Here is an 18202-nt window from a genome sequence, read left to right on the forward strand (position 1 = left end):
CGTCGTGGCGGTGCGCGCAGTGGTGGTCGAGGCCGACGGCGGCTCCCGGGGCAACCCCGGTCCGGCCGGCTACGGCGCCGTGGTCCGGGATCCGGAGACCGGCGAGGTGCTGGCCGAGCGGTCCGAGTCGATCGGTACGGCGACGAACAACGTGGCCGAGTACCGGGGCCTGATCGCCGGGCTGGAGGCCGCCGCCGAGCTGGGCGCGGCCGAGGTCGAGGCGCGGATGGACTCCAAGCTGGTGGTCGAGCAGATGTGCGGCCGCTGGCAGATCAAGCACCCCGGGCTGCGTCCGCTCGCCGCCCAGGCGGCCGGGCTGGTCAGCCGCTTCGCCGCCGTACGGTTCACCTGGGTGCCCCGCGAACGCAACCGGCACGCCGACGCGCTCGCCAACGCGGCGATGGACGCCGCCGCCTCCGGCGTCGCACCGGGAGCCCCGGCGCCCGATGTGCGGGAGGCGGCTGTCGTCCGGGCCACCGGCACCGACCCGGCCACCACGCCCGCCTCCTGGGAGCCGCGCCCGACCGAGGAGGCCACCCGGCTCATCCTGGTGCGGCACGGCGAGACCGAGCGCACCGTGCAGAAGCGCTACTCCGGCCGGAGCGACGTGCCGCTCACCGAGCGGGGCCGGGCCCAGACCCGGGCCACCGCCGCCCGGGTGGCCGCGCTGGCGCCGTCCGTCGCGGCCGTGGTCAGTTCCCCGCTGTCCCGGTGCACGGCCACCGCCGAGGCGGTCGCCGCGCAGGTCGGAAACCCGCCGGTACGCACCGACGACGACCTGATCGAGTGCGACTTCGGGGTCTGGGAGGGGCACACGTTCGCCGAGGTACGTGAGCGCTGGTCGGCCGAGCTGGACGCCTGGCTCGCCTCCACCCGGGTCGCGCCGCCGCGGGGCGAGTCGTTCGTGACAGTCGCCGAGCGGACCGGGCGGGCGGTCGACCGGCTGCGGTCGGCGTACCCGGGGGAGACGGTCGTGGTGGTCTCCCACGTCTCGCCGATCAAGCTGGTGCTGCGCGACGCGCTCGCCGCCGGCGACGCGTTCCTGCACCGGCTCTACCTGGACACGGCGGGCATCTCGGTGCTGGACCTGTACCCGGACGGCGGCGTCGCGGTCCGTTCGGTCAACGACACCTCGCACCTCACGGACGTCTGACGGCCGCTCGGCGCATGCCGGCGGCCGTTCGGCGCAATGACATCCTCCGATCGGACGTGACCCCCGTCACAGGGTCGTAGCCTCCGGCCGTCACATGGCCCGCTACGAATGCCCGGAGGGGGTGTCACATGACCGCACCGGAACCGGAGGCGCTTGACACGGCGCGATCCAGGGCGAAGGACAAGAGTCCCTGGAACTGGTTGCTCTTCATCCCGATCGTGGTGCCGCTGATCCCGGCACTGTTCAACGCCGACTCGCCCCGGCTGTTCGGGTTCCCGCGTTTCTACTGGCTGCAACTGGCCTGGATCCTGCTGGGCGTCGGTACCACCACGCTGGTCTACCAGATGACCAAGAAGCGGGGTGACCACTGATGTGGCGGGACCACCTCACCGAGATCATCGTCTTCACGCTGCTGTTCCTGCTGGTCAGCGCCATGGGCTTCGTGGCGGCCCGGTGGCGCAGACCGAAGGACATGGCCCACCTGGACGAGTGGGGGCTGGGCGGGCGCAGCTTCGGCGGCTGGATCACCTGGTTCCTGGTCGGCGGTGACCTCTACACCGCGTACACGTTCGTGGCGGTCCCGGCGCTGATCTTCGGGGCCGGCGCGGCGGGCTTCTTCGCGGTGCCGTACACGATCGTCATCTACCCGCTGGTGTTCCTGGTGCTGTGCCGGCTCTGGTCGGTCTCGCACCGGCACGGGTTCGTCACCCCGGCCGACTTCGTCCGCAACCGGTTCGGCTCGCCGATCCTGGCGCTGCTGGTCGCGATCACCGGCATCGTCGCCACCATGCCGTACATCGCGCTGCAACTGGTCGGCATCGAGGCGGTGCTCAAGACGATGGGCGTGACCGGGGACAGCGCGCTGGCCCGGCACCTGCCGATCATCATCGCGTTCGCGATCCTGGCCGCGTACACCTACCAGTCCGGGCTGCGCGCCCCGGCGCTGATCGCGTTCGTCAAGGACTCGCTGATCTACATCGTGATCCTGGTCGCGGTGATCTGGCTGCCGTACAAGCTCGGCGGCTGGGGCGCCATCTTCGACGCGGCCGACGCGAAGTTCCAGGCGTCACCCGCGCCCGGCGACGGCATCCTGCTCAACCAGAACAACCAGATCCAGTACGTGACGCTGGCGTTCGGCTCGGCGCTGGCGCTGTTCCTCTACCCGCACAGCATCACCGGTGTGCTGGCCAGCCGGAACCGCGACGTGATCAAGCGGAACATGTCCGCGCTGCCCGCGTACAGCCTGCTGCTCGGTCTGATCGCGCTGCTCGGCTACATGGCCATCGCGGCGAACGTGAAACCGCTGCCCGGTGCGAAGGAGGGCACGACCGACGGCAACACGGTGGTGCCGCTGCTGTTCGACCAGCAGTTCCCGGACTGGTTCGCCGGGGTGGCGTACGCGGCCATCGGCATCGGCGCGCTGGTGCCGGCGGCGATCATGTCGATCGCGGCGGCGAACCTGTTCACCCGCAACATCTACAAGGAGTACCTGAAGCGGGACGCCACCCCGGCGCAGGAGGCGAACGTCTCGAAGATCACCTCGCTGGTGGTGAAGGTCGGCGCGGTGGCCTGCATCGTCTTCCTCGACCCGCAGTTCTCCATCGACCTCCAGCTCATCGGCGGCGTGATCATCCTCCAGACGCTGCCGGCGGTGGCGCTGGGCCTCTACACCCGCTGGTTCCACAGGGGCGCGCTGATCGCCGGCTGGGCGGCCGGCATGGGTCTGGGCATGTGGATGCTGTACCAGATCGGCAACCCGGTGACCGGGAAGAAGCACTTCGCCGGCTCGGCGTTCCCGCTGGAGAAGTTCGGTTTCGACACGCCGAAGACCATCTACGTCGGCATCGTGGCGGTGCTGGTGAACCTGGTGGTGGCCGCGCTGCTCACGCTGGTGCTGCGCGCCGCGAAGGTGGCCGACGGGCCGGACGGCACCACGCCCGACGACTACTTCGCCGACGAGGGCGACCCGCGCGTCACGCCCACCGCCGATCGCGCCGACTCCGCCCCGGAACCGGTCGCATGAAAGGAAGGGCCCCTTATTAACGCATTCTGCATAATAAGGGGCCCTTCCTAACGCCTCAGCGGCGGCGGTTGCGCGCGTCGAGCGCCTCGTTGAGGCGGTGCAACATGTCCGCCAGCGTCTCCCGGTCCGCCTCGGGCCAGCCGGCGAGGATGTCGCCGTACAGCCGGGTGCGGGCCGCCCGGACGGCGGCCATCCGCTGGAGCCCGGCCACCGTCGCGGAGATCACCGTGCCGCGCCCGTCGGCCGGGTCGGGGGTACGCGAGATCAGCCCGTCACGCTGGAGCGCGGAGACCTGCCGCGTGACCGTGGAGCCGTCCAGGTTCAGCCGCGCGGCGAGCGCCGAGACGTTCTGCGGGCCGGCCGCGTCGAGGTGGCGCAGGATCACGTACGCGGCGCGGTCCAGCAGCCGGTGCTCCATCGTGCCGGTGCCCCGGCGGGTGGCCTCGCCCAGGCGCATCAGCAGCGCCACCTCGGTTTCGATCCGGCCGAGGGTGACCTCGGTGCCGTGGACGTCGTCGCTCATAGCTGTATGATACAAGAAAAGTGCCTGTACGATACAGCTATCTGGGAGGTTGCGGAGTGGATCGCCGATCCGAGCCCAACCGCAGTGCCATCTACGCCACCACGCTCGTCGCGTTCCTCGCCATCGCCGGCATCGCCGTTGTCGACCCGATCCTGCCCGCCATCGGCGAGGCGATCGGCGTCACCGCCTGGCAGGTCGAGCTGCTCTTCACCGCGTACATCGCGGTCATGGCCGTCGGCATGATCCCGGCGACGCTCGCCAGCGGGCGGTTCGGGTTCAAGCCGGTGCTCGTCGCCGGCGTCTCGGTGGTCGGCCTGGCCGCGATCGGAGCCTCGTTCAGCAACGACATCGTGCAGCTCTCCGTGCTGCGCGGCGTCTGGGGCCTGGGCAACGCGATGTTCTTCGCCACCGCCATGGTGGTGCTGGTCAACCTGGCCGACGACCGCGAGTGGGTGGTCGGCCTGTTCGAGACCGCGCTCGGCCTCGGCTTCGCGGTCGGCCCGCTGATCGGCGGCCTGCTCGGCGAGGTGAGCTGGCGGCTGCCGTTCTTCGTCTGCGGTGTGTTCATGGTGCTGGCGCTCGGCGTCGCCGCCCGCAAGCTGCGCGAGCCCGCCCGCAGGCAACAGCCGGTACGCCTCGGCCAGATCTTCGCCACGTACCGCAAACCCGCGTTCGTGACGCTGTGCGTGGTCACCGCCGCGTACAACTTCGTCTTCTTCGTCGTGCTCGGCTACACGCCGCTGTTCCTGCGCCTCGACGTCATCCCGCTGGGCCTGGCGTTCACCGGCTGGGGCCTCGGCCTGGCCGCCGGCATCCTGCTGATCGGGCACCGGCTCGCCCACCGCATCGGCGCGGTGCAGACCGTCGGCGTCGCACTGCTCGGCCTGCTGGTCTGCATGGTCCTGTTCGCCACCTCCACCGGCACCGCCATGTCGCTCGTCGTCCTGGTCGTGGCCGGCCTGTTCATGGGCCTGGCGAACGCCAACCTGACCGACCTGGCGCTCGGGCTCGGCTCCGCCGACCGGCGCGTCGCCACCGGCGCGTTCAACCTGGTCCGCTGGGGCGCCGCCGCGCCCGCACCGATCATCTCCGGCAAGCTGGCCGAGCACAGTCTGGCGCTGCCGTTCTGGGTCGGCTTCGGGGTGCTCGCCGCCGGTGTGCTCGCGTACCTCGCGTTCGGTCACCTGATGGCGGCCGGCTACGGCGAACGGGTCATCTGGAACCGGGCCGCCCGCCGGGCCGAACACGCACCGGAGGAGCCGGTGGGGGAGGCGTACTGACGGGTCCGGTCTTGCCGGGCGGCGTCAGGTCAGCGCCCGCCACAGCAGGTAGAACCCGATGGCCGTGCCGAACACCACGATCACCGTCTTCAGCACCACCTGCGGAAGCCGGCGGGCCAGCCGCGCGCCCGCGTACCCGCCGAACAGGGTGGCCGGCGCGACCACCGCGACGGCCGCCCAGTTCACCGGGCCGAACAGGGCGAACACCACGAGCGTGGTCAGCCCCACCACGGCCGAGAGCAGGTTCTTCACCGCCGACACCCGGGCCAGCGTCGCGTCCAGCACCAGCGCCAGCCCGGCCACCAGCATCACCCCGAGGGCCGCGCCGAAATAGCCGCCGTACACAGTGCCGACCGCGACCATGGTCTGCATCGTGACGGTACGGCGGCGGGCGCCCAACCGCTCCGGGTGACCGACCAGGCGGCGCAGCGGACCCTGGAACGCGAGTACGGCCGTCGCGCCGAGCACCAGGAACGGCACCACCACCTCGAACGCGCGGGCCGGGGTAGCCAGCAGCAGTACGCACCCGGCGATCGTGCCGAGCACGGCGGTGGGCAGCAGCGACCACAGCTCCCGCCCCCGCGGCAGGTCCACCCGGCTACCCGCCACGCTCGCCACGTACCCCGGGAAGACCGACACCGAGTTCGAGACGTTGGCCGCCACCGGCGGCAGGCCGGTGGCGATCAGCGCCGGGAACGTGATCAGCGAGCCACCACCGGCCACCGCGTTCACGGTGCCCGCGGCGAGACCGGCGGCGAGCAGGAGCGCGGCGTCGGAGAGATCCATGGTTCCCCGAGGCTAGTACGGTGCCGGACTGGTTGCCGCGCTGCCCTTGCTCGTCCCGTTCGTGGTCTGGCCTGGCTTGTGTGCCGCCCGGCCTGGCTTGTGGTGCTGCCCCACCCGGCTTGTGTGCTGCCCTGGCTGGTTCGTGCTCGGGCCGGCCGGGCGGGTTCTCGGGTGGGCCGGGCGGCTGCTCGGGTTGGCCGGGGCGGAAATGGGCGCGGCGGGTGCGTCGTTAGGATGAGTACGCGACGGACGAGTCGACCGGGCGGTCGCGTCGACGGGCTCCGGCCCGTCGCCGAGGAACGTCCGGACTCCACAGGGCAGGGTGGTTGCTAACGGCAACCCGGGGCGACCCGCGGGACAGTGCCACAGAAAACAGACCGCCGGCCCGTAACGGGACGGTAAGGGTGAAACGGTGGGGTAAGAGCCCACCAGCACCCCGGGTGACCGGGGTGGCTCGGTAAACCCCACCCGGAGCAAGGCCAAGAAAGGGCCGTCACCGCAAGATGACGACCCGCGCAGACGCTTGAGGGCTGCCCGCCCGATGTCTGCGGGTAGGCCGCTGGAGCCTGCCGGCGACGGCAGGCCGAGATGGATGGCCGCCGCCGGTGCGCCTACGGGCGTGCCGGTCACAGAATCCGGCGTACAGGTCGACTCGTCCGTCGCCCACCAGCTCAGAGCCGCGATCAAGGCTCTGAGCTGGTCGTTTATCGGGTGCCGTTGGTTGGCCTTGGTCATCGTTGGGTGGCGTTTGACGGCCTGTCCATGGCCTGGGACGGCCGGGAGACGGCCTGAGTGCTGGCTCAGCCAAAACTCGGATCCGGCCTACGCCCCGCCGTCGTCTTGACGGCCTTTCGGTGCGCGTGGGCTCTGCCGGGCTGTCACCGGCTGTCGTGGAGGTCGGGCACGTCCTGGCGGTGGAACTGGTGCCGCGACCCGGTGATCCGGTGGCAAGCCAGTCCCGGGGTTGGACTGGCGCGGCAGATGGAAGCCCCGGCCGCGACGAACGCCATCCGCGTCGGCTTCCGTACCCCGGCGCTACGATCGCCCGATGCTGACTGGCGTGCTTCTGGATGCCCTACTTGAGTGTCTGGTGTTCCTGGAGCTGAGCGATGACGATGTCGTCGATCCGGATGAGGCTGCGTCAGTCCAACATCGAGTGGCCGGCATTCTCGATGCTCTGGGCCCGGACGAGCGTGAGGTGCTTACCAGACTCGTGCGGGAGCGGGCGATCCAGGCGACCGGTGCCGTGCGTGAGCTCCTGGAAGAGCTGCCGGAGAGCTTTGGCCTCCTTGACGAGGACTGAGGGCCGGTAGAGGCAACAGCAGCAGCCCTACGCTCCAACCGCCTCGACGATCTGTCGAGTCTCGAGACCTGCGCGACAGATCGGTATCAGGACGTCCGTGACACCTCGGCCTAGCCAGCGGCCGCGGCTAACACCCGGGCGGCGCGAGCTTTGCTGGAATCAGCCACGGGCTGTTGCCCGCAGCTCTACGGGGACGGCTCGTATTCCGCTGTGCGCGACGACGGGGGCAAGCGGGCGGCGTCAAGTCGCCGCACCATGTCGACAAGCTCCGAGAAGGTGTGAATGAAGGCGCTGACGTGGCGGACGTCGAAGTCCTCGCGCATACGCACACCGCTTTGCAGACATGCGATGAAATGCAGGCCCGCACCGCCGGCAGCCTGGGCATCTCCTGGCGAGTCGCCCACGTACACACACTGCTCTGGATCGAGCCCGGTGGCCGCCAGCAACTCGTCAAACGCTCGAGGGTCGGGCTTGCGGAACCGAGTGTTGTCGGCGTGGTAAACCGCACTCACCCGCTGTGCCAGCACGTGATCCGGCACCAGCATGTGTTCGACCTCAGCCTCGGTACGCGACGTCAGGAGCATGACCGTCCGGCCATCAAGGACGATCTGGTCCAGCGCGTGTAGGTTCTCGGGCGCGATCTCGTCGAGACGGCCATCGACGACGTACCGCCTCAAAACCTGCCGGTAGGTCATGGCGAACCGATCGAGATCCAGCCCCGGCGACCGCTTCAGCATTGCATCGAGAAGGGGCTCACCCCAGGTTGCCAGATGCACGGCCCGGGACATCGGGTCGCGTCCCATGGCCGTCAACACCTCGTTTTCAAGATCGAAGCACACGGCCTCGGTAAGGCACAGAGTGTCATCGACATCGACAATTACGGCCTGGATCACGAGCACGAGCCTAGACCGCCGCCATCGCGCCGGTGAGTGGTCGCGGCGCCGTTCGCCTCAAACCACCTCAGTCATCCCGCAGTGGCGGAGGAAGCGGCGCTTCTCCCCGTAGCGCCATGCTGGAGAAACAGGCCGCACTGCGGCACCAACTGGCTGCCCTGAGCGGCCGATCTTGACGATCGCCCGGTACAGGTCGTCGTCCTGATGCCGGGCGGCGCCGGCTGCCACCTCCCGCATGCCCTCCCAGAACAGTTCCGCGGCCCTCGGCTCGTCGATGTCGATACGCACGATCGGGAGTACCCGCCCTCGGCGCGGTGGAACATCTCCCGCCAGACCTTGCGATGATCCGATGATGACCTCCTACGTGTCCCACACCACCGTGGACTGTGCCGACGCCTACGCCCTGTCCCGCTGGTGGGCGTCCGTCCTCGACTACCGCGAGGATCCGGACGACCCGAACGAGCCGGGCCACGAGGAGTGCATGATCTACTCGCGGGACGGGCGGCACCGCCTGCTCTTCATCGAGGTGCCGGACGCGAAGCAGGTCAAGAACCGCATCCACCTCGACCTGCGCCCGGTCGAGGGGACGCGCGACGAGGAGCTGGCCCGGCTGACCGGGTTGGGTGCGGCCGTGGTGGCCGACCGGCGTGAGTCCGACGGCACCGGCTGGGTGGTGCTCGCCGACCCGGAGGGCAACGAGTTCTGCATCCTCCGCAGCGACGCCGAGGTGGCCGCCACCCGATCGTGACCGCGACCGGACGGCCGCCCCCGGCTCCAGCGATCGATCTTGGAGTTGTGGCACCTCTCGAACGTCGCGGATGGGGCGCTCCGGGCGCCACAACTCCAAGATCGACAAGCGGAGCCGACGAGGGCGGGGCCGACGAGGCGCGGTGGCGAGCGCGCGCGGCGGGGACGGCGCGGTGGCGAGGGCTGGTGTGGCACGCTGCGGTGGTGATCGAGCTTGCGGACATCGAGGCGGCCGCCGACCGGATCGCCGACGTCGTGATCCACACACCGACTCTGCCCAGCCCGGGACTGACCGAGCTGCTCGGCGTACCGGTCACCGCCAAGCTGGAGCTGCTGCAACGTACCGGATCGTTCAAGGCCCGGGGTGCGGCGGCGAAGCTGCTCGCGCTGGACGACGCGGAGCGGGCGGCCGGGGTGGTGGCGGTCAGCGGCGGCAACCACGGCATCGCGGTCGCGGTGATGGCGGGCGCCCTCGGGGTGGCGGCGACAGTGGTCATGCCCCGCACGGCGCCGGCGCGCGCGGTCGAGGTGGCCCGCGCGGCGGGCGCGGACGTACGCCTGACCGAGGACATGGCCGGCGCGTTCGCGCTGATGAACCGGCTGCGGGACGAGGGCGCGACGCTGCTGCACCCGTTCGACGACCCGATCGTGCTCGCCGGGCAGGGCACTGTCGGGCTGGAGTTCGCCGACGACGCCGGTGAGCTGACCGACGTGCTGGTCAGCATCGGCGGGGGCGCGCTGATCTCGGGCGTGGCGGCGGCGCTGCGGGCGCGGCGGCCGGGGGTACGCGTCTGGGGCGTGGAGACCGAGGGCGCGCAGGCGATGTCGCAGGCGCTGGCCAAGGGTGGCCCGGTCGAGGTGCCGTTGTCGTCGATCGTCACCACGCTCAGCGCGCCGAGTGCCTCGCAGCTCACCTACGACCATGTGACGGCGCTGGTCAGCGACGTCCTCGTGGTCTCCGACGCCGAGGCGGTGCGGGGCACGCTGGAGTTGGCCGAGCACGCCAAGGTGTGGGCCGAACCGGCCGCCGGGTGCCTGCTGCCCGCAGCCCGCCGGGTGATCGAGCGGGTGGGCGGCGACGCCCGGCTGGGCCTGGTGGTCTGCGGCGGCAACGCCACTGTGGCCGACGTGACCGCGTGGGCCGGCCGCTTCGGCGTCTGACCGACCGCGCCCGCCGCCGCACCACGCGCACGACCGCACCTGCGGGCCGCCGCGCCACGACAACCACAGACCCCGAGGTACGCCCGCCGTCTGCGGTCCGGACGGGTGGGACCGCGACGACCGGCGTACGTCAGGACGTGGCCGGGCTGACCCCGTCGAGCAGCTCGGCGAGCCGGGCCGCTGTGGCCGGGGCGTGCAGGTGCAACCGCGCCACGTTGATGCTGTCCGTGCCGATCACGGCGAGCAGCGCCTGCCCGTTGACGGCGTACACGCTCAGGTAGCCGCCCGCGTTGCGCACTGTGGACTGCTGGAAGTCGCCCTGTCCGAGCCGGATCCCGACCTGGCGGCCGAGCCCGTACATGGTGGCGGCGAGCGCGGCCAGGTCCTCCGGGTCGGCGCCGTTCTGCAGGTTGTGGGTGACGAGCAGGCCGTCGACGCCGCCGAGGACGCAGCCGTGCACGCCGGGGATCTGCAACCGCAGCGCGGAGAGCTCCTGGCTGATGGCCGGGTACGGCAGCGCCGGGTTGCCGGCCAGCGACTGTGGAAGCGCCCGTGGTGGCGGCAGGGTGCCGGCCTGGGCGCGCGTACGGCGGGGGAGGTCGTCCACCCGGCTCACAGTTCCAGGCTCTCCTCGATCATGCGCAGTTGGTGCCGCGCCATCGCGAGGTTGGCCCGGCTCTTGCTCACCATCAGGTAGAGGAACAGGCCCTTGCCGGTGCGGATGCTCAGCGGGCGGATCAGGTGGTACTGGCTGCCGAGCGTGATCAGGATGTCCTCGATCTCGTCGTCGAGCTTGAGCATCTCGATGGTGCGCAGCTTGGCGCGTACGACGTCGGTGTTGCCGGCGGCGGCGACGGTCAGGTCGATCTCGCCGGTGCCCCCGGCGACGCCGAGTGTCATGCCGCTGGTGTAGTCGACGAGCGCGGCCCCGATCGCGCCGTCGATGTTCATCGCGTTCTTCAGCGCGATGTCAAGGTTGCCCACGATTTTCTCTCCCCAGCTCGGGCCGCTGACCGCCGGAGCGGGCGGGCAGCGGATGCGGTCCGTCGAGGCTCGCACATGGAGTTCCGGCCTGCATCCGGGCCGCTGGTGATCCAGCTGAGCGGTCCCTCCCGGACCGGCCACCGGTCCCCGCAAAGGGGACGCGCCGTCCGATGGCCGGCCGATTCCCGGCTGGGCTGCTACGACGCCGTCCTCAGCGGGTTGGGAGGCGCAGATCGCGCAGGCCCGACCAGGACGCGAGCGCGGCCATCTCGGCGTGCACGGCGGCGGTCAGCTCCGGGGTGAAGGGCACGTCCGGGTGGATCGCGTCGACCCGCAGCACCGACGCCCTGCGGTCGGCGGTCGCGTCGACCTTGCCCACCAGCCGGTCGTGGTGCAGCACCGGCAGGGCGAAGTAGCCCCAGCGCCGCTGCGCCTTCGGCACGTACATCTCCAGCCGGTAGTCGAAGTCGAACAGCTCCTTGGCGCGGACCCGGTCGTGCACGAGCCGGTCGAAGGGGGAGAGCAGTGCGGTGCGGCCGGTGAACGGCGCGTCGTCCAGCGCGGCCGGGGCGACCCGCCAGACGCCGGACGTACCCTCGATCCGCGCCGGCTCGCCCGCGTCGCCGACCACGGCCGCCCGGGCTACGCCGAGCGAATCCAGCCGCCGTTCGGCGCGTCGCCGCGCGGCCTCCTCGGCGGAGACCGCGGCGGTGGCCGGGTAGACCCGTTCGGCCAGATCCCAGGTACGTTGGCGGCCGGCCCGCCCGGCGACGGCGACCTCGCCCCGGGCGGCGAGGAACTCCAGCATCTGGGTGACGTTGCGGTTGTTCGTCCAGCCGGTGGACGGCCACGGCACCACGCTGCGGTCCTCGATGTCCCGGCTGAGCCGGGGGCCGGCGTCGCGCAGCACGTCCAGCACGTAGCGGCGGAAGCTGTCGTTGGCGGCCAGCCAGTCCCGGCGTCGGGCGTCGGGGGGCCAGGCGGCCATCTCGGCGAGGTGCAGGGCCAGGTCGGCCATCGGCCTGATCATGGACCGGTGCTCGAAGAGGCTGCGCTCCTGTTCGAGGGCGCGGACCAGGTCGCTCGGGTGGTAGCCGCCGCCCAGGCGGGTCCAGGCCACCAGGTCGGCGTTGGGTGCGACCGCGGCGGTCGGGTCGATCTGCAGGAACGTCAGCCGGTCCACAGTCGACAGCAGGTCGGCCGGCCGGTGGGCGTCGAGCAGTTGAGCGCGGACGGCGATCCGGCGGGCGGTGGCGCGGTCGAGCAGGTGCGGGGTCACAGCCGCGAGGCTAGTCCGTCGGCCCGTCGAGGACCGCACCCTATGTAGAGTTCCGATAGAGTACGGATGTGCGACTGACCATCCCGGTGGCGAAGGTGCTCTCGGCGCTGCTCGCCGAGCCCGAGGCGCCGCGCTACGGCCTCGACCTGATGCGGCTCACCGACCTGCCCAGCGGGACGCTCTATCCGGTGCTGCACCGCCTTCAGGCAGCCGGCTGGCTCGCCGCCGACTGGGAGGACGTCCACCCGGTCGCCGCCGGCCGCCCGGCCCGCCGCTACTACCGCCTCACCGGCGAGGGCATCCGGTCGGCCCGGCTGGCATTGGCCGAGCTGCGTGCCCTCGTACCCGTCGAACGTGCCGGCGCGGACCCGGCCGGGGCGCCGGCGTGGTGACCCGGCGGGTGGCGGCCCTGTTGCTGCGGGTCGCGGTGCGCCGCTGGCCGGCGGAGCTGCGTGCCGACCTGGCCCGGGAGTGGGCCGCCGAGCTGCACGAGCTGGCCCGGACCGGCCGGCGGTGGCCGATGCTGCGGTTCGCCGCGAGCCTGGCCGCCAGCCGGGCGGCCACACCACTGACCGGCCGGGCCGTTTCGCGGCGGTTGGGGCGTACCGCAGGGGTGTTGCTGCTCGCGCCGCCGGCCTGCGTCGCCGTTCTCGTGCTCGCGGGCGCGGTGATGGGCCTGACGTACGGGTGGCTGGGGATGCGCGTGCCGTGGGCCGCCGCCGCGCAGTTGCCGACCTGGTCGGCGCTGACCGCGCTGCTCGGTGTGGCGCTCGCACTCGTCGTCACCCGGGCCGCGCGCCGGACCGTACGCGTGGGGGCGCTGCCCACCGCGCTCGGCGTGGTGCTGCCGATCGCCGTGACGGTGACCGCGACGCTGGCGCTGCTCGCCGCCCGGGGCGAGAGCCGGATCGGGGAGCCGGTGCCGGGGCTGCTGCTCTGGCTGGCGCTGCTGACGCCGGCGCTCTGGGCGGCCGGGGTGCTGGCGCGCCGGGGCCGGGTCCGGGCCGCGTGGCTGGCCGGGCTGCTCGGCGCGCTGGTGGCGGCCGACGCGGCGGTGGTGCTCGCGGTGGTCACCTCGATCCCGGCCACCGCACCGGTGGCGGACGGCCTGCCGCCGGACTCGGTGGACCGGATCTCCGCGCCGCTCTGGCTGTTCACCTGCTGGACCGACTCGTCGTTCGGGCTGCCCCGGCCGACCGAGTGGGAACGGTTCCTCATCACCGACCGGGTGCTCGTCGAGCCGATGTTCCACCTGGCGTGCACGCCGTACGCCCTCGCGTACGCGATCGCGGCGGCCCGCCCGGCGCCTGCCGCGGTACCCGGTCCGGAGCCCGTCCCGGCCCCCGCCTGACGGTCAGGCGTTCCAGCTCAGCGCCCGGCCGGCCCGCTCGTAGTGCCCGGCCAGCTCGGCGTCGATCCGCGCGGCCCGTTCCCCGGTGAGCGTCAACGCCGGATCCCGCCAGGGCCGGGCAACGCCCCGTCCAGCGACACCGGCGTCGCGCCGCATCGCGGACAGGCCCCCGTGCCCGTCGTCGTGGTGATCACGAGCGCCGATCCTGTCCGGTCCCCGCCCGCGCCGGTACCGGCCGTTCGGCCGAGGGCGGGCATCTCCGGGTCTTCCGCCGTTCCCCGCCGCAACCGCCCCGACCAGGTCTAATGTGGAGAAGGACGTGACTATTTGTGCCGTTCCGGTGGCGGCCGGGCGGTTCCCGGTGCACAGTGATCGCATGAGCGACGACGGACGTGGTGGGCACTACTACTGGTGCACGCGACACCACCGGGTCGAGACCGATGCCGACGTGTGCCCCGCCAAGCACGTTCTCGGACCGTACGCCTCAGCCGCCGACGCGGACAACGCCCTGCAGACGGTGCGGGAGCGTAACGACGCGTGGGACGCCGAGGACGCCCGTTGGGCCGGGGAGGGCCGCTAGACGGCGCGGGAGGGCCCGCGTCGAGGTGATCCGTGCTCCCGCGAGGGCGGGAGTACGTCCCCAGGAAAGGGAACCGAGATGGCCGAAGCACAGCAGGCCACCCGCCCGGCCGCGAAACGGACGACCGCGAAGAGGACCGCCGCGGGCAGGACGGCCACGGTCACCAAGGCGTCGCCGAACGCCTCGGGCGCCGGCGCCGGACGGACACCGGCGAAGAAGGCGGCGGCCAAGAAGGCAGCCGCCAGGAAGGTCGTGTCGGCGGCCCGCAAGGCGCCGGCCACCAAGGCCACCACCAGCAGGACGGCGGCGAAGAAGACCGCGGCCCGTACGGCGCCGGCCGGCCGGGCCGCCGCCAAGAGCGCGCCGGCCAAGAAGACCACGGCGAGGAAGACGACCGCGAAGAAGACCACAGCGGCCAAGAAGACCACGGCGGCCAAGAAGACGGCGGCGGCGAAGAAGAACACCGCGGCCCGGAAGACCACGACGGCCCGGACCACGGCGACCGCGAAGAAGGCGCCGGCCCGCAAGACGACGGCGGCGAAGAAGACGACGGCGGCCAAGAAGACCACCGGCGCGCGGAAGGTCACCCCGGCGGCGAAGAAGACCACCGCCGCGGCGAAGAAGGCGCCGGCGAAGAAGACCACCGCCTCGACGCGTCCCACGGCGCGCGAGGCGGCGGCGAAGAAGGCGCCCGCGCGCAAGACCACGACCGCGCGCAAGAGCACCACGACGGCGAAGAAGACCACCGCCGCGAAGAAGACGCCGGCCCGCAAGAGCACCGCCGCCAAGAGCACCACCGCGCGTAAGGCGCCGGCCCGGCGCGCCTGACGCCGCGGACACCGCTGCCTCCCGGGGAGCGGAACGTGCGGGGCGCTGTCAGGATTGACCGCGTGGTGATCCGACGCGTACTGGCGCCCCGTATCGACTTCGGCGCGCTGCGCCGCGAGCTGGGACTGCCCGAGAGCTTCCCGGCCGCGGCGCAGCGCGAGGCCGACGCGGCCGCCGCCGCGCCGCCACCGGCGGTCGCCGACCGGACCGACATCCCGTTCGTCACCGTCGACCCGGCGACCTCGCGCGACCTCGACCAGGCCATGCACCTCACCCGCCGTCCCGGCGGCGGCTACCGCGTCCGGTACGCGATAGCGGACGTCCTGACCCACGTACGCCTCGGCGGTGACCTGGAGGCCGAGACGTGGCGCCGGGGGCAGACGGTCTACCTGCCCGACGGCAACGTGCCGCTGCACCCGCACACGCTCAGCGAGGGGGCGGCCAGCCTGCTGCCCGACGCCGACCGGGCCGCCGTGCTCTGGACCGTCGACCTGGACGCCGACGGCGGCACCGTTGCGGTCACGCTGGAGCGGGCGCTGGTGCGCAGCCGGGCCAAGCTCGACTACGGCGGCGTGCAGCGCGACGCCGACGCCGGCCGGCTGCCCGAGCCGATCGCCCTGCTGCCCGAGATCGGGGCGCTGCTCACCGCGCGCGGCCTGAGCCGGGGCGCGATCAACCTGCCGCTGCCCGAGCAGGACGTCGAGCCCGACGGCGACGGGTGGCGGCTGGTGCTGCGCGGCCCCGGCCCGATGGAGGAGCACAACGCGCAGATCTCGCTGCTGACCGGCATGGCCGCGGCCGACATCATGCTGGCCGGCCGGATCGGGCTGCTGCGCACCATGCCCCGCCCCCGCCCGGAGGCGGTCGAGCGGCTGCGGCTCGCCGCCGGCCCGCTCGGCGTGCCCTGGCCGGACGGCACACCCGTGGGTCAGGTGCTCGACGGGCTGGACACCTCCCAGCCCCGGGTGGCCGCCTTCGTCGACCAGGCCGCCGAGCTGATGCGCGGCGCGGCGTACACCGCCTTCGACGGGGAACTGCCCGAGCAGCCCGGGCACGGCGGGGTGGCGGCCGCGTACGCGCACGTCACGGCGCCGCTGCGGCGGCTGGCCGACCGCTACGCCACCGAGGTCTGCCTGGCGCTGCACGAGGGCCGGGAGGTGCCCGAGCAGGTCCGGGCCGCGCTGCCGAAGCTGCCCGAGGTGATGGCCGCGACCGACCGGACCGCGGGCGCCGCCACCCGGGGCGCGGTGGAGCTGGCCGAGGCGGTGCTGCTCGCGCACCGGGTGGGGGAGACGTTCGAGGCGGCGGTGCTCGACGTGGACGAACCGCGCCCGGCCGGCAACGGCCGCCCCGGCCGCCCGCCCGGCGGCACGATCGCGCTCGACGAGCCGCCGGTGCGCGCCCGCTGCACCGGCGAGCTGCCGCTGGGCGAACGCGTCCGGGTACGGCTCACGGTCGCCGACCCGGCCACGCGCCGGGTCGCCTTCGAACGGGCGTGACCAGCGCGGCCATTGTCACAGCAGCGGGATGCACCGCACGCGCCCCCGCTTTGCGAGGATGAGCCCATGGCTTACGACGCGACCACCCTGCCCGACGTCTCCGGGCTGACCGTCGGCATCATCGGTGGCACCGGCGACCAGGGACGGGGTCTCGCCTACCGGTTCGCCCGGGCCGGGCAGGCCGTGCTGATCGGCTCCCGCACCGCGGAGCGGGCCAACCAGGCCGCCGCCGAGATCGTCGCCCTGCCGCACGTACCGGAGGGGGCCGTCGTCTCCGGCGGCGACAACGAGGACGTCGCCCGGCGCAGTGACGTGGTGATCGTGGCGGTGCCGTGGGACGGGCACGCGGCCACCGTCGCCGCGCTCGCCGGACCGCTGGCCGGCAAGATCGTGGTGGACTGCGTCAACCCGCTCGGCTTCGACAAGCAGGGCCCGTACGCGCTCGACGTGCCCGAGGGCAGCGCCGTGCAGCAGGCCGCCGCGCTGCTGCCCGAGTCCCGGGTGTGCGCCGCGTTCAACCACGTCAGCGCGCCGCTGCTGGCCGACCCGGAGATCGACCGGATCGACCTGGACGTGCTGATCTGCACCGAGGAGCGGGAACTCGTGGGCGTGGTCGGCGCGCTGGCCGAGCGGATCCCCGGCATGCGGGGCATCTACGCCGGGCGGCTGCGCAACGCCCACCAGATCGAGGCGTTCACCGCCAACCTGATCGCGATCAACAAGCGCTACAAGGCGCACGCCGGCATCCGGGTCACCGACCTCTGACGAGCGCGGCGCGCCGTCGCCCCGCGCGCCCGCGCGCGGGCGCGGCGCGCCCGCGCGCGGTGGCGCGTGTTAATAGGGGGCCCCTCCTCTACGCCAGGCGTTAAGAAGGGGCCCTTCCTTACATCTCAGAACGTGTGCTCGGCCGCCGGGAACTCGCCGCCGCGTACCTCGTCGGCGAACCGGCGGGTGGCGTCGGTGAGCGCGCCCGCCAGGTCGGCGTAGCGCTTGACGAAGCGCGGCGCCCGGCCGGTACGCAGCCCGGCCATGTCCTGCCAGACCAGCACCTGCGCGTCGGTGTCCGGGCCGGCCCCGATGCCGACGGTGGGGACGGACAGCTCGGCGGTGACCCGCTTGGCCACCTCACCCGGCACCATCTCCAGCACCACCGCGAACGCGCCCGCCTCGGCCACCGCACGGGCGTCGGCGAGCACCTCCTCGGCGGCCTCGCCCCGGCCCTGCACCCGGTAGCCGCCGAGCGTGTGCTCGCTCTGCGGGGTGAAGCCGATGTGCGCCATCACCGGGATGCCGGCGCCGGTGATCGCCGCGATCTGGGCGGCGCAGCGCCGCCCGCCCTCCAGCTTCACCGCGTGGCAGCCGCCCTCCTTCATGAACCGCACCGCGGTGCGCAGCGCCTGCGCCGGCCCCTCCTCGTACGAGCCGAACGGCAGGTCACCGACGATCAGCGAGTGCTTCGTGGCCCGTACCACGGCACGCACCAGCGGCAGCAGCTCCTCGGCGGTCACCGGCAGCGTGGTCTCGTAGCCGAAGACGTTGTTCGCCGCCGAGTCGCCGACCAGCAGCACCGGGATCCCCGCCTGGTCGAAGATCGAGGCCGTGTACTGGTCGTACGAGGTCAGCATCGCCCACCGATCGCCGCGCTCCTTGGCGGCGATCAGGTCGCGGGTGCGTACCCGCCGGGTGGCCGGCCCGCCGTAGAGGGCGGTCACCTCGGCCGGAGTGGACTCCACCATGACAATCTCCTTCCTCGAGGCCGCGCACGCGGTCCCCGGGTTCCCCGCGATCGTCGCACCGGGCGGCGGGCCGCGG

Annotated in this window: 21 protein-coding genes and 1 other RNA gene; 14 read left to right on the forward strand and 8 right to left on the reverse strand. The window is 72.6% G+C overall.

Features of this window, described 5'->3' with window-relative positions:
* The first annotated feature begins 4 nt into the window (after positions 1 to 4).
* From ABIH81_RS16090 to ABIH81_RS16100, 3 genes are all read left to right on the forward strand, one after another.
* The gene (locus ABIH81_RS16090; protein WP_349875769.1) at positions 5 to 1153 is read left to right on the forward strand and encodes a bifunctional RNase H/acid phosphatase; all 1149 of its coding nucleotides are present in this window, start codon (positions 5 to 7) and stop codon (positions 1151 to 1153) included.
* A 128-nt stretch (positions 1154 to 1281) separates the two neighbouring features.
* On the forward strand, positions 1282 to 1524 hold the full coding sequence (locus tag ABIH81_RS16095) for a DUF3311 domain-containing protein (RefSeq protein WP_349875770.1): 243 nt from the start codon (positions 1282 to 1284) through the stop codon (positions 1522 to 1524).
* Entirely contained in the window at positions 1524 to 3176 is a 1653-nt protein-coding gene (locus ABIH81_RS16100) for a sodium:solute symporter (RefSeq protein WP_349875771.1), read from the forward strand. The genes ABIH81_RS16095 and ABIH81_RS16100 overlap by 1 nt, the downstream gene beginning before the upstream one ends.
* Before the next feature lie 55 nt (positions 3177 to 3231).
* Here ABIH81_RS16100 and ABIH81_RS16105 read toward each other — a convergent pair whose 3' ends face one another.
* On the reverse strand, positions 3232 to 3699 hold the full coding sequence (locus tag ABIH81_RS16105) for a MarR family transcriptional regulator (RefSeq protein WP_349875772.1): 468 nt from the start codon (positions 3697 to 3699) through the stop codon (positions 3232 to 3234).
* Between the two features lie 56 nt (positions 3700 to 3755).
* Between ABIH81_RS16105 and ABIH81_RS16110 the strand changes: the two genes are divergently transcribed.
* On the forward strand, positions 3756 to 4979 hold the full coding sequence (locus ABIH81_RS16110) for an MFS transporter (protein ID WP_349875773.1): 1224 nt from the start codon (positions 3756 to 3758) through the stop codon (positions 4977 to 4979).
* Positions 4980 to 5003: 24 nt separating this feature from the next.
* Here ABIH81_RS16110 and ABIH81_RS16115 read toward each other — a convergent pair whose 3' ends face one another.
* Positions 5004 to 5765, reverse strand: a complete 762-nt coding sequence (locus ABIH81_RS16115; RefSeq protein ID WP_349875774.1) for a sulfite exporter TauE/SafE family protein — start codon at positions 5763 to 5765, stop codon at positions 5004 to 5006.
* Between the two features lie 250 nt (positions 5766 to 6015).
* On the opposite strand from ABIH81_RS16115, the gene rnpB reads away from it, so the two are divergent.
* Both rnpB and ABIH81_RS16125 read left to right on the forward strand, forming a co-directional pair.
* Positions 6016 to 6424, forward strand: an RNA gene (gene rnpB, locus ABIH81_RS16120) — RNase P RNA component class A.
* 389 nt (positions 6425 to 6813) lie between these two features.
* A complete protein-coding gene (locus tag ABIH81_RS16125) occupies positions 6814 to 7068 on the forward strand; it encodes a hypothetical protein (RefSeq protein ID WP_349875775.1) in 255 nt (84 codons plus the stop codon).
* 185 nt (positions 7069 to 7253) lie between these two features.
* Here ABIH81_RS16125 and ABIH81_RS16130 read toward each other — a convergent pair whose 3' ends face one another.
* Positions 7254 to 7961: an HAD-IA family hydrolase gene (locus ABIH81_RS16130; RefSeq protein ID WP_349875776.1), complete on the reverse strand. Its 708-nt coding sequence runs from the start codon at positions 7959 to 7961 to the stop codon at positions 7254 to 7256.
* 57 nt (positions 7962 to 8018) lie between these two features.
* Entirely contained in the window at positions 8019 to 8249 is a 231-nt protein-coding gene (locus tag ABIH81_RS16135; protein ID WP_349875777.1) for a hypothetical protein, read from the reverse strand.
* Between the two features lie 64 nt (positions 8250 to 8313).
* Between ABIH81_RS16135 and ABIH81_RS16140 the strand changes: the two genes are divergently transcribed.
* Both ABIH81_RS16140 and ABIH81_RS16145 read left to right on the forward strand, forming a co-directional pair.
* Positions 8314 to 8709: a VOC family protein gene (locus tag ABIH81_RS16140; RefSeq protein WP_194801096.1), complete on the forward strand. Its 396-nt coding sequence runs from the start codon at positions 8314 to 8316 to the stop codon at positions 8707 to 8709.
* A 203-nt stretch (positions 8710 to 8912) separates the two neighbouring features.
* Positions 8913 to 9869: a threonine/serine dehydratase gene (locus tag ABIH81_RS16145; RefSeq protein WP_349875778.1), complete on the forward strand. Its 957-nt coding sequence runs from the start codon at positions 8913 to 8915 to the stop codon at positions 9867 to 9869.
* Between the two features lie 130 nt (positions 9870 to 9999).
* On the opposite strand, the gene ABIH81_RS16150 is transcribed toward ABIH81_RS16145, so the two are convergent.
* The 3 genes from ABIH81_RS16150 to ABIH81_RS16160 form a co-directional block, all read right to left on the reverse strand.
* Complete coding sequence (locus ABIH81_RS16150) at positions 10000 to 10485, reverse strand: roadblock/LC7 domain-containing protein (RefSeq protein ID WP_349875779.1); 486 nt, start codon at positions 10483 to 10485, stop codon at positions 10000 to 10002.
* Positions 10482 to 10853, reverse strand: a complete 372-nt coding sequence (locus ABIH81_RS16155; RefSeq protein ID WP_349875780.1) for a hypothetical protein — start codon at positions 10851 to 10853, stop codon at positions 10482 to 10484. Before ABIH81_RS16155 ends, ABIH81_RS16150 begins: the two co-directional genes overlap by 4 nt.
* Positions 10854 to 11064: 211 nt before the next feature.
* Positions 11065 to 12132 (reverse strand): crosslink repair DNA glycosylase YcaQ family protein, encoded by a 1068-nt coding sequence (locus tag ABIH81_RS16160; protein ID WP_349875781.1) that lies wholly within the window; start codon positions 12130 to 12132, stop codon positions 11065 to 11067.
* Between the two features lie 68 nt (positions 12133 to 12200).
* On the opposite strand from ABIH81_RS16160, the gene ABIH81_RS16165 reads away from it, so the two are divergent.
* From ABIH81_RS16165 to npdG, 6 genes are all read left to right on the forward strand, one after another.
* Positions 12201 to 12524 (forward strand): PadR family transcriptional regulator, encoded by a 324-nt coding sequence (locus ABIH81_RS16165; RefSeq protein WP_349875782.1) that lies wholly within the window; start codon positions 12201 to 12203, stop codon positions 12522 to 12524.
* Complete coding sequence (locus ABIH81_RS16170; RefSeq protein WP_349875783.1) at positions 12518 to 13483, forward strand: hypothetical protein; 966 nt, start codon at positions 12518 to 12520, stop codon at positions 13481 to 13483. Before ABIH81_RS16165 ends, ABIH81_RS16170 begins: the two co-directional genes overlap by 7 nt.
* Before the next feature lie 376 nt (positions 13484 to 13859).
* On the forward strand, positions 13860 to 14063 hold the full coding sequence (locus ABIH81_RS16175) for a hypothetical protein (protein ID WP_349875784.1): 204 nt from the start codon (positions 13860 to 13862) through the stop codon (positions 14061 to 14063).
* Between the two features lie 78 nt (positions 14064 to 14141).
* The gene (locus tag ABIH81_RS16180; protein ID WP_349875785.1) at positions 14142 to 14891 is read left to right on the forward strand and encodes a histone; all 750 of its coding nucleotides are present in this window, start codon (positions 14142 to 14144) and stop codon (positions 14889 to 14891) included.
* A 62-nt stretch (positions 14892 to 14953) separates the two neighbouring features.
* Positions 14954 to 16390: an RNB domain-containing ribonuclease gene (locus ABIH81_RS16185; protein ID WP_349875786.1), complete on the forward strand. Its 1437-nt coding sequence runs from the start codon at positions 14954 to 14956 to the stop codon at positions 16388 to 16390.
* Positions 16391 to 16456: 66 nt separating this feature from the next.
* The gene (gene npdG / locus ABIH81_RS16190) at positions 16457 to 17155 is read left to right on the forward strand and encodes an NADPH-dependent F420 reductase (protein ID WP_349875787.1); all 699 of its coding nucleotides are present in this window, start codon (positions 16457 to 16459) and stop codon (positions 17153 to 17155) included.
* A gap of 125 nt (positions 17156 to 17280) precedes the next feature.
* Here npdG and panB read toward each other — a convergent pair whose 3' ends face one another.
* Complete coding sequence (panB, locus tag ABIH81_RS16195; RefSeq protein WP_349875788.1) at positions 17281 to 18126, reverse strand: 3-methyl-2-oxobutanoate hydroxymethyltransferase; 846 nt, start codon at positions 18124 to 18126, stop codon at positions 17281 to 17283.
* Positions 18127 to 18202: the final 76 nt, after the last annotated feature.

Source organism: Micromonospora sp. HUAS YX12 (assembly GCF_040215685.1).
GTDB lineage: Bacteria > Actinomycetota > Actinomycetes > Mycobacteriales > Micromonosporaceae > Micromonospora > Micromonospora tulbaghiae.